6 protein-coding genes and 1 pseudogene are annotated in these 10,766 nt (G+C 74.5%); 2 read left to right on the plus strand and 5 right to left on the minus strand.

The window, feature by feature from the left end; translation table 11 throughout:
* Positions 1 to 549 (plus strand): hypothetical protein (locus QJS33_RS30285; RefSeq protein ID WP_306371498.1); only part of this gene is annotated, 549 nt, incomplete at its 5' end.
* A gap of 24 nt (positions 550 to 573) precedes the next feature.
* On the opposite strand, the gene QJS33_RS30290 is transcribed toward QJS33_RS30285, so the two are convergent.
* The 4 genes from QJS33_RS30290 to QJS33_RS30305 all read right to left on the minus strand — a co-directional run bounded on the left by QJS33_RS30290 (position 574) and on the right by QJS33_RS30305 (position 7,032).
* Positions 574 to 1,854 (minus strand): hypothetical protein, encoded by a 1,281-nt coding sequence (locus QJS33_RS30290; protein WP_306371499.1) that lies wholly within the window; start codon positions 1,852 to 1,854, stop codon positions 574 to 576.
* A 188-nt stretch (positions 1,855 to 2,042) separates the two neighbouring features.
* A complete protein-coding gene (locus QJS33_RS30295; RefSeq protein ID WP_306371500.1) occupies positions 2,043 to 3,080 on the minus strand; it encodes a hypothetical protein in 1,038 nt (345 codons plus the stop codon).
* Positions 3,081 to 3,636: 556 nt separating this feature from the next.
* Complete coding sequence (locus tag QJS33_RS30300; protein ID WP_306371501.1) at positions 3,637 to 6,096, minus strand: ATP-binding protein; 2,460 nt, start codon at positions 6,094 to 6,096, stop codon at positions 3,637 to 3,639.
* A 276-nt stretch (positions 6,097 to 6,372) separates the two neighbouring features.
* Positions 6,373 to 7,032, minus strand: a complete 660-nt coding sequence (locus QJS33_RS30305) for an HNH endonuclease family protein (protein ID WP_306371502.1) — start codon at positions 7,030 to 7,032, stop codon at positions 6,373 to 6,375.
* A 535-nt stretch (positions 7,033 to 7,567) separates the two neighbouring features.
* Here QJS33_RS30305 and QJS33_RS30310 point away from each other — a divergent pair.
* Positions 7,568 to 8,446, plus strand: coding sequence for a phytanoyl-CoA dioxygenase family protein (locus QJS33_RS30310; protein WP_306371503.1), 879 nt, complete (start codon positions 7,568 to 7,570; stop codon positions 8,444 to 8,446).
* A 405-nt stretch (positions 8,447 to 8,851) separates the two neighbouring features.
* On the opposite strand, the pseudogene QJS33_RS30315 reads toward QJS33_RS30310, so the two are convergent.
* Positions 8,852 to 10,766, minus strand: a pseudogene (locus QJS33_RS30315) (chromosome partitioning protein); the annotation flags it as partial.

Consider the following 10,766-nt stretch of genomic DNA (forward strand, 5'->3'; position numbering starts at 1 on the left):
GTGCCGGTCCCGCCCGTCGGTCCCGTCGGCCCCCCGGACCCGCGGGCCCGGGTCGACACGACCACCGCGGCACGCGGCTTCGTGCGCGGGGCGGGCCACACCGGCACCACGGGGCCCCTCCCCTCCGCCGCGCCGACCGGCGCCCCCGCGCCCAAGCTGTCGTTCTCGGTGATCGCGGTGTGCGCGATGCTCGGGCTCAACGCCCTCTACCTGCTGGTCCTGGCCCTGCTGTCACTGGGCGGCTCCGGCACCGGCACCGTCTTCGCCGGGTGGGGCGGACCGATCCTGCTCTCCCTGTGGGGCGGGTTCTCGGCGGCCGCGGTGGTGGGCCTGCTGCTGCGCTCGCGGGTGGTGTACGGGCTGGTGGTGCTGTTGCAGATCGCGGTGTCGGTGGCGCTGGTCTTCACCATGTTCGGCGTGGTCGTCTACGCGCGCGAGGAGCTGCCGTTCTACCTGGTCCTGCTGCTGTTCAACGCCCTGATCGGCGCCCTGCTGCTGATCCCGCCCAAGGCGCGGGCGTACTTCCGGCTGGGTGCGGCGTTCGACTGACGCGGCCGGTGCGGCCGGGCGGCCTCACCAGCGGGTGACCTGCAACTCGCCCAGTTCGGCGAGGGCGACGCGGCCCTCGTCGGCCAGCACGCGCACCATCTCCTCCGCCTCCGGGAGGGTGACGTGGCGACCGCTGGCCAGGCGCTCGTCGGCGGACGGGCTCTCCATCCACAGGCTCGGGCCCTCCTGCCACATCATCTGGACCACCGCGCCCGAGCGTGCCGCGAACACCCCGAAGGTGCCGTCTACCGGGGTCAACCGGTAGACGAGGTCGCGGGCGGCGGCGCCGCTCAGGGGTTCGGCGTAGTCCACGAACCCCATGCCGCCGGTCGCCGCGTCGGCGTAGGTGACGTCCAGCGGGCTCGGGCCCGCCGTCCGGGGGTCCGGCGCGAGTGGTGCGGGCCAGCCCGCGCCCACCGCCCAGCAGGCCAGGACGTCCTCGATCCGGTCGCGGTCCAGGACCGGGCCGCCCTCCACGCGCAGGAGGTCGAAGTCACGGGTCAGGACCGCCGTGCGGCCGCCCGCGCCGACCGTCGCGCGCACGCCGCGGGGCAGCCAGGGCAGCACCAGGCGGGCGAGTTCTCGGACGCTCACGCGGCCGCGGTGGCGGGTGACCCATTCGGGGAGGCGGTACGGGCCGGGGTTGGCGAAGTCGGCGTCCACGTGCGGTTCGCCGTCGGAGGCCGGGCCCGGGAAGGCCGCCAGGCGGTCGTGGCGGCGGCGGCTCCAGTCCATGCCCACCTCGATCCTGCGCTCCGGGTCGCCGTCCCAGTGGACGGTGAGACCGTGGGCGCGCAGGGCCTCGGCGACCTCCGCGCCGACGGCGGCGCGGCGGACCCGGTGGGTGGACTCGAAGCCGACCGTCAGCGGGGCGCCGTCGGCCGCCGACAGGGTGTCCTGCCAGTGGTAGTAGGCGTAGCCGCGGCTGCCGGAGGCGGCGGCCTCCGCGTCGAGGTCGGCGCGGGCGCAGCCGTCGCAGCAGAGGAACTCCTCGCGGGCGAGGATCCCCGAGGCGTCCAGGGACCGGAACGCGCGGGTGAGGCGTTCGGAGTCGGTGCGGGAGGGGCGGCGGCGCTGGCGGTGGACGTGGTCGGCCAGGACGGCGTCGACGTACTCGGGCAGGGTGTCCGCGAGAGCGCGGGCCCGCGGATCGTCCGGCGGCAGGTGCTCGGGCAGGCCGGCCTCCAGGTCGCGGCGGGCCCGGTCCAGCAGCTCGGCGTAGCCGCCGCGGGCCGCGGCGGCCCGGACCGTGACGCCTTTGCGCACCGAGGCGAGCAGATCCTCGCCCTCCCAGTGTTCGATCATGCGCCCAATGTGTCAGAAGCCGGGAGTGCTCGGGACGGTTTGTCCGAGATATCGCTGTCCGCATGCGGCCGTGTACAGAAAACGGAGGTGGCGGGGGTGGGCCGGCGTCCGGATGCGGCCACGGCGGGGGCTCCCCGCCACGGTGGCGTCGGGCGGGGTGCGTCACCCGGGCTCCCCGGGCGGCACGGTCAGAGGAGGAGGGAGTGGTCGGCGAGCCGGTCCATGTGCTCGTCGCGGACCCGGCGGGCCGCCTCGGCGGTGGCGGCCAGCTCGGTCACCTCCGGCGACCCCGCGCCCAGGAACGCCGCGGCGGCGCGGTGCTCGACGTAGGCGGCGGTGGAGTCGGCTGCCTCCTGGCACTGCTCCCACTCGCGGTGGGCGGCCACGGCCCGCTCCACCAGGCGGCCGTATTCGACGATCTGGTCGACCCGGGTGTGCACGGCGTCCTCCACCGCGCACAGGTGCTCGCGCTGGGGCCGCAGCGCCTCGCGCACCCGCGGGGAGTCCGCGCGCTGCCAGCGGCGCAGGTGGGCGCGGCGCAGTTCGCGCTGGCGGGCGAGCAGGACGGCGATGCGCCACTCCTGCTCGCGCAGCACCGTCAGGGCCCGGTCGGTGTCCAGGGAGTCCCCGCCGCCGAACGCGCCGCGGGCGCGTTCGACCAGGTCTATGGTGTGCTGAACAGCGCAGAGCGCGGTGTGGTCGGACTCGCTCAGGTCGTCCGGGTGGACGACGGCGCCCTCCGGGACGTCGGCGGGTTCGGTCTCCTGAACGCGGGAGGTGAGCGCGTCGGCGGAGACCAGGGCCACCAGAACGCCGAACAGCCCCCAGGGGATGCCCGCGGCCGGGTCCCCGGGCAGGAGGTCGAGCAGCCAGACCGGGATGGCGGTGAGGGCGCCCGCGCCCGTCACCACGCTCGCGGCGCGGGTGGCGGGATGGGCGTCGCCGCGGAGGGCGAGGGCGGCGACGTGGGCGATGAGGCCGATGTTGACGATGGCCATGCCCAGGTACCAGCCCGCGGTGACCAGGGACAGGGCGAGGGTGCCCCCGACCGCGAGCAGGTGGACCGCGGCCTCGCGCAGCCGGGCGCGGCGGGTGACGAGCTCGCCGCTGGGCCACTGCACGAGCGGGCGGGGGGTGCAGGCCCGCCTTCGCAGCTCGTCCCGTTCGGGGGCGGGGAGGGCGGGGTCGATGACGGGTCTGGGCCGGCGGATGACGTCCTCACTCATGGGCGGTCCCTTGTGAGTGTGTCGGTTCGGGGCGGTCGGCGGCGATCGGGCGTAGCGGGAGGAACCCGACAGGGTAAGAGATGCCCACCCGGCGCCCCGACCGAACCCGGCCGCGCCCGGAGCTTGCCGGGCGGTCCCGGTCGGGGCGATCGGCGCAGGCCGGGGGCGTTCGGTGACCCGCTCCGGCCACCGGCGGCCGGGCGGGGCCGACGGCGGACGCCGCACCCGGCGACGCGGAGGCGCGGAGGCGCGGAGGCGCGGAGGCGCGGACCGCCGGGGTGAGCGGCCCGCGACCGCGGCGACGAACCGGGGCGGGGCGGCCGACGACCGCGAGACACCGGGTGAGGCGGGCGAGACGGCGGACACCGTACCCGGCGACGCGGAGGCGCGCGGAGTACTGCTCACCGCGCAGATCGCGGCGGCCGCGGAGGCGCGGACCGCCGAGGCGGGCGGCCCGCGACCGCGGCGACGAACCGGAGCAGGGCGGCCGACGACCGCAGGGCACCCGGTGGGGCGGGCGGGGCGGGGTGTGCGCCGCGCCCGGCCGCGGTCAGCCCTAGCGGGTGGTGGTGACCAGGTCCTCGTCCCCGGCGCCCGGGCGGCGGCGGGTGGGGTTGGTGTCCAGCCAGCGCAGCAGATCCTCCGAGACCAGGTCCACGGAGATCCGGGCGGCCCGGCCGTCCAGGTCGCGGAACAGGCACTCGCCGTTGCCGAGGTTGCGCAGCACCGCCAGGTGGTCCTCGGTGGGCTCCACCCCCAGCAGGGACATGACGCTCTCCACCTCGTAGCGTTCGCTGGAGCGGAACGCGAACACCGAGGACAGACAGTTGGTGACCTGCTCGTTGAGCAGGTCGCCCGCGTTCTGGGACACCAGGATGAGAGCGGTGTTGCGGGAGCGGCCCATCCGGGACACCTCCGGGACCAGCTTGGCGCCCTCGGGGGTGGAGGTGACCGCCCACGCCTCGTCCAGGAAGATCGCCTTGGGCAGGTGCCGGTCCAGGCCGTTCATGAGGCGGCGGGCGAACTGGGACACCAGGTACAGCAGGGCCACCGACAGCCGCTGCTCGTAGGAGTAGTCGTCGCGGCGCAGCCCCGAGTCGGGCAGGGTGAGCCCGCCCAGGGTGAACACGGTGGTCCACCCCTCGGTGTCGATCTGCGCGTCGCCCTGGGGGTCGAAGCACAGGGACGCCAGGCGCATCTCCGACATGGAGCCCAGGACGGCGCCGAGGTTGCGGGAGGCGGCGTCGGAGGCGTTCGACAGGTGGTCGACGACCTTGGCCAGGGAGGGGCGGGGCTGGTTGGCGACCGCGGCCACGGCCTGGATCATCGCCGACTCGCGCTCCTCGCTCATCCGGGGCAGCAGCAGGCGCAGGGTCTCGGTGGCCATGGTCTTCTTGGCGGCCAGGTCGTCGCCGAACGCGAACGGGTCCAGCAGACCGGGCTGCGCCGACCCCAGGGACATGATGCGGGCCTTGCGGCCGCGGCGCTGGAGGAGCTGCACCAGGGACTCGGCGTCGCCCTTGGGGTCGATGGCGGCGACGGTGACGCCGCGCAGGGCGAGCTGGTAGAGGAGCAGCAGCGCCAGTGTGGTCTTGCCGCCGCCGGGCTCGCCGGTGATGGCGATGGCGGTGGGCCGGTTGCGGGCGGCGGCGACCAGCGGGTCGAAGTGGACGATGGAGCGGGCCCGGCCGATGGTCTCACCGATGTAGGGGCCCACCCAGCCGCCGCCGGAGCGGTCGGCCCGGTCGCCGACGTCGACGGTGGCGGTGGGCATGCCGCCCGCGATGGTGCGCAGCGGCTGGCGCTGGGCGTAGGCGCTCAGCCTGATGCGGTCGCCCGGCAGGGACTCGTTGAACAGGGAGAACTGGTCGCCGGTGGAGTTGATGACGTCGATGCCGATGTCGCGGTAGTGCTCGATGACGGCCTCGACGTGCTGGACCAGGAGGCGTTCGGTGGGCGCGGACACCATGAGGCGGTGCCAGCCGTAGACGAACGGCAGGCGTTCCTTGGTGATGCCGTGTTCGAGCATGCGGGCGGCGTCGATCTGCTCGGCCAGGGCGATGGGGGCCTCCACCCCGGCCTCGCGGATGTGGGCGTCCATGTCGCGGGCGTGCGCGAGCTTGCGGCCGACGTCCTTGGAGGCCTTGGCCGGCGGGATGAGCTTCATCCGCAGGGACACCTCCACCGGGAAGGGGAGGGAGTCGGCGTGGTGCAGCCAGGGTTCGCCGTCGGGGAAGGGCATGAGGTCGGGGAAGCGCGCGAAGGAGAGGAAGGCGACCCAGGTGGAGCCGGAGGGCTGTTCGAGGCGGAGCATGGAGCGGCCGTTGTGGAGGGTGCCGTCCACCAGGGCCTCGATCTCGCCGCGGCCCCAGGTGCGGCGCCCGGCGGCGGAGGTGCGGGGTTCCTCGGAGCTGCCGGTGACGGAGTGGCGGATCAGCCAGGCGATCTCGTCGGCGGTGGCGTGGCGGGCGTGCAGGGAGCTGGCGGCCAGTGCCCGGCCCAGGCGTTCGGCCTGGTCGGTCCAGCGGGAGAGCTCCTTGTCGTCGACGGCGTCGTCGTCGATGCCGAGGATCTCCTCGGTGCGCTGGTAGGCGCCCCGGAACTGGGAGAACAGGCCCAGGCCCGGGCCGGAGCCGCGCAGGCCGAGCCGCACCCCGAGGTAGACCTCCTTGGTCCAGAAGTCCTTGGCCCACACGTGCCGGTAGGTCTCGTCGAGGTGGTCGTACCAGCCGGGGCCGGAGTCGGAGGTCTCGTCCAGGCGGGTGGCCCACTCGGCGGCGGGGTAGGTGCGGTGGGCGACGCGGAGGTGGACCTCGGCGTCGTTCATGCGGATGGCCGCGAGGGCGATGGTGATGTTGGTGGCCAGGGCCTGGCGTTCTTCGGGGGTGGTGAACTCGTAGGAGACCGTCGGCAGCCGGAAGTAGGCCCAGGCCTCGCTCTCGCTGAACAGCACGCGGTCGTCGAAGTAGCGGACCGCGAGGCGGGTCGAGCCGCGGGTCCCCCATGTGCCGGTCATCTTCTGCCGCCCCTCCTGGTCGCGTCGCGCGGCGGCCGCACCCGGCGGGGGCGCGGCCGTGCCTGTGCCACCCCCATAGTGTGCTGCATCGGTACCCGGCGGTAGAAGCGGAACGCTTTACGGCGAGCCGGAAAGCGCGGTGGCCCGTCCTGAAAGGCGGGACCCGGTGCGGCCGCGGCGGGCGGGCCCCGGCCGACGGGGGCAGGGGCGGGGGCACGGGCACGGGTGTGCGACGGCCCGCCCCGGGGACCGGGGCGGGCCGCGGACCGGGGTGCGTCAGCAGCGGTCGTCGATGGTGTTCTGGATGGAGGACTTCTCGGAGTAGGTGACGGTGAGGTCGTAGCGGTACTTCACGTTGACCCACGCCTTGACGTAGGAGCAGTGGATCGCCGTGTTCGGCGGCATCCACTGGGAGGGGTCCTTGTCGCCCTTGGAGCTGTTGACCGAGGTCGTGACCGGCCACAGCTGCGGGGAGTCGACGTCGTTGGCGAAGTCCCGGCGCTCACCGGTGGTCCAGGAGGCGGCGCCGGTCTTCCATGCCTCGCTGAGCGGGATCATGTGGTCGATGCTGATCTGGGAGACGTCGCCGCTCCAGTCCACGTTGTCATAGGTGCTGTACCAGCTGCCGGAGGTGGGCTGGCAGTTGGAGTTGGTGACGACGTCGTGCCCGTCGCGGACGAGCACCACCTGGCGGGCGGTGCAGGGACTGTCGACCACCACCCAGTGCGGGAACAGGGAGCGGTCGTAGCCGGTCTGGGGTCCCTTGGCGGCGACGGTGAGGGAGTCGAGCTGGGACTGCGCGGCGGCGGTGGAGGGGATACCGGGCGGCAGGACGTGGTGCGCGGAGGCCGGGGCGGCCCAGCCGACGACGACGGCGAGGACCAGTGCGAAGACCGTCGCCAGGGCAGCACGAAGCCCACGGGGGGTGGGGGTCATATTCTGTTCTCTCCTCTTGAGCGGGTCGAGGGAAGGACCTCCATCACTGTGCGGCGACCCGGGCTTTCGCACCAGTCCCCCGTATGGGAATTCCAGGGGAACCCGGTGTTAAGGGCGCGGTTCGGGGCCGCCGCTTTTGCACCAGGTTCCGCACCATATCCCTGTGAACTGGATCACGGAAAAAAAGCGGGTGGCCGGTCGGGGGTTTGGGCGGTTGGCCCGCTCCCCGCACACCTGGGGCGATGAACACGGTGCGACCGCGCGCGGCACACGGCGTCACGGCGGGCGCGGGAAGGCCGGGGGCACATGGGAGAACGCCGCACCAATGGACGGCAAGAACACAAAAGGCGCCCTTGACCTTTCCGGCGGGCGCCCCAGAGTAGGCCCACCCTACCCGCGGAGAAAGCGGATAAACCAAGCGAAGAAAATCATCGGGGAACGGACGCCAAGGCGTTTGTTACGTTCGGATGTCGTACGGACCGTCCAACGCAGAGACAGCGACACCGAAAGGATCACCCCGCACAGGGGCTCGGCCATGACGTTGCAGATGGATCTCCCGACACTGGACGACTACCCCACCCGCAAGGGCACCGAGGCCGCACTCCTCTACCGGAGGGACCCCACCGTCTGGGGCACCGCCGAGGACGGCCCCCTCACCGACGCGCGCCTACAGGAGCACGACCGCCGCGGGTACACCCGGTTCGCGTCGCTGCTGGACGAGGGCGAGGCCGCCGGACACCTGAGCGAGGCCGACCGGCTGGTCGGCGACCCCCGGCTGCGCCGTGACGAGCGCGCGGTCGTGGACCCCGCCGACGGGGGCATCCGCTCCGTGTTCGAGGTGCACCGGGTCAGCGAGGCGTTCGAGGCGCTGGTGAACGACCCCCGGCTGGTGGAGCCCGCCCGCCAGATCCTCGGCTCCGAGGTGTACGTGCACCAGAGCCGACTCGACCACCGCCCCGGGTTCGGCGGCGGCCCCCTGTACTGGAGCTCGGACTTCGAGACCTGGCACGCCGAGGACGGTATGCCGCGCATGCGCGCCGTCGGGTTCTCGGTGGCGCTGACCGACCACCACCCGCACAACGGCGCGCCGCTGGTGATGCCCGGCTCGCACCGCACCTACGTGTCCTGCCTGGAGGAGGGTGACGGCGGCCGCGCCGGGACCCCCGACCGGGGGACGCTGACGATCCTGGCCGACCGGCACGGCATCGACGCGCTCCAGGCGGCGCCCGGGGACGTGACGGCGCTGGACGCCAACTGCATGTACGCGGCCGGGTCGAACATCACACCGTGGGCGCGGTCGAGCGTGTTCATCGTCTACAACAGCGTGGAGAACGCCTGCGAGAAGCCGTTCGGGGGCGAGGACCCCAGGCCGGGGTTCCTGGCCTCGCGCGACTTCACCCCCGCCGGCAGGTGAACGCGGCGGTGCCCCGCCACCCGGGAACGGGCGGCGGGGCACCGCCGTGCGCGGGTCCGGGTGGCGGGTGACCGGCCGGGGGTGCGTACGGCCGGGTCAGGGCGGGATGGTGTCCCATCGAGTGGTGCGGCCTTCCCGGCCCTCTCCCCACGGACGTGCGCCGTCGGCGTCCGCCCGGTCGGTGTCCCGCCGCCTTCGGCGGCTCTTCCGCCCCGGTCAGCGGACCGCCCGCACGCAGCGGCGGACCGGCGCCGGCCGACTGCCGCGATGACCTGCAAGGACGCAACCGCGCGAAAGTCACACCACCCCACGGGACATGGCCCCGGGCGGCCGCCGGGCAGCGGGGGTGCGGGCGCCCCGCGCGGGGGTCGGGCGGAGCGCGGAACAGGCGGCTCGGGGCGGGTCTCAGGTCAGGAGCTTGTCGACGATGACGCCCGCCAGGGCGCCGTGGGCGCGCTTGGTGCTGGCCCGCAGGGCGCCGACGTCGATGCGCGTGTAGGAGGACCCCAGGTGGTCGTCCCACGGGATGCGGACGATCGCCCGGCAGCGGCCGCGGGCCACCCGCTCGGCGGCGTCCACGTCCGGCAGGCTGCGCTTGCTGACCCCGTTGACCACCAGGACGGACTTGGCGCGCAGGGCGCCGTGACCGTTGCCGTCGAGCCAGTCGAAGGTCATGGAGACGGCGCGCTCGGCGTCGGCGTTGGCCGGGGTCACCAGGACCAGGCCGTCGGCGGCGGGCAGGGCGCGGGCGACCCCGGTGGCCGCCGGGTCCAGCACGGTGACCGCGTAGAAGCGGCCGAGCAGCCCGGTGAGCTGGGCGTAGTCGCGGTCGTCGAGGGTCTGCACGTAGGGGTCGTCGAGGGTCTGGACGACCTCCAGGCCGGTCGGGGTGCGGCCGGTGTAGGCGCTCATCGCCTCCTGGTCGCCGATGCCGTCGGCGTTGGCCAGCAGCGCGGTGAGGGTCTCGGGGGCCTGCGCGCCGATGCGGCGGGAGAGGCCGTTGGGACCCGGGTTGACGTCGACGGCGACGATGCGCTCGTCCCGGTAGCCCGCCAGGGTGTGGCCGATCATCAGCGTGGTGACGGTCTGCCCCGCACCGCCGGTGCAGCCCAGGACGACCAGGCTGCGGGGGCTCTCCAGCGGGGTGCGCAGGCGCTCGACGTCCTCCGGGGACAGCTCGGAGCGGACCGGGGCGGCACCGCCGGTGACGACCTTGGCCAGGCGCCGCCAGCCGCGGGTGCCGCCGGAGTCGTCGGCGGGCCCGGCCGGTGCGGACGCGGGGGCCTCGGTGCGCACGGCGGAGGCGGCGGCCGGCCCGACGGCGGGGGCGGTGGGCGAGCCGTGCGGGGTGTCGCCCAGCCTCTCCTGTTCGCCGGTGCCGTGGTCGAGTTCGAGGTCGGGGCGGGGTTCGCGGCGGGGCGGCTCGGGCTCCTCGCCGGGGGCGGGCTGGCCGAAGAGGCGGCCGATCCGGCGGGCGTTCTGGGCGACCCGGTGGAACACGCCGTCGTGCGGGTCGTGGACCGGCCCCTGCTCCGGATCCCGGGGTTCCTGGGGTTCCCGGGGCTCCCGGGCGTCGGGGGCGGCGGGCTCCTCGACGGTGTCCGGGTCCGCGGCGCCGGAGGCGCGCATGCTCCACTTGACCGGGGCGGGTCCCTCGCCGTCGGAGGCCGCGGGCCCGGGGTGCGGGGCGCGGCGGCGGGCCAGCGCGGCGGCCTCGGCCTCTTCGAGGTCGGCGGCGGTACGGCGGCGCTCGGGGGCCTGGCGGACCTCGGCGAACCCGGCGAGTTCGCCGGTGCCGTGGTCGAGCTGGGTGGGCGGCTTGGCCGCCGGGGCCGCGTCCTCCGCGTCGGCGCTCTCGCGCAGTTCCTCGGCGGGGATGACGGGGTTGTCCTTGTCGCCGACCCGCGGCTGGTCGGGGTGGCGCTTCTTGCCGTCGTCGAACCACTCGGAGGGGTCCTTGGCCCCGCGCGCGTGCTCGGGGACGACGTCGGCGAACTTGGGGCGCGGCGGGGCGGGGGTGTCGGCGGTGCTGAGGTGGCGGTCGAGCACGTTCATGTGCTCGTTCCACTCGGGTCCGTGGTCCTCGTTCGCCTGCGGACGCACCGGGATGGACTCCTGCTCCCCGGTGCCGTGGTCCAGCTCCAGCGGGGGCTTCGCCCCGGTGGGGCCGTCCTGTGTGCTCGAAGCGGCGGGGGCGCCCGGGGGTACGGGTGTCGCATCGGCGTTCCCCGCCACCCGGTCACCCGCAGCGGGGTCGGGCACACGGGGGGAGTCGGAGCCGTCCGCGGGACGCGAGATCCGGGTCGGGGCGACCGCATCG

Source organism: Nocardiopsis sp. CC223A (assembly GCF_030766825.1).
In the GTDB taxonomy this organism is placed as follows: Bacteria; Actinomycetota; Actinomycetes; order Streptosporangiales; family Streptosporangiaceae; genus Nocardiopsis.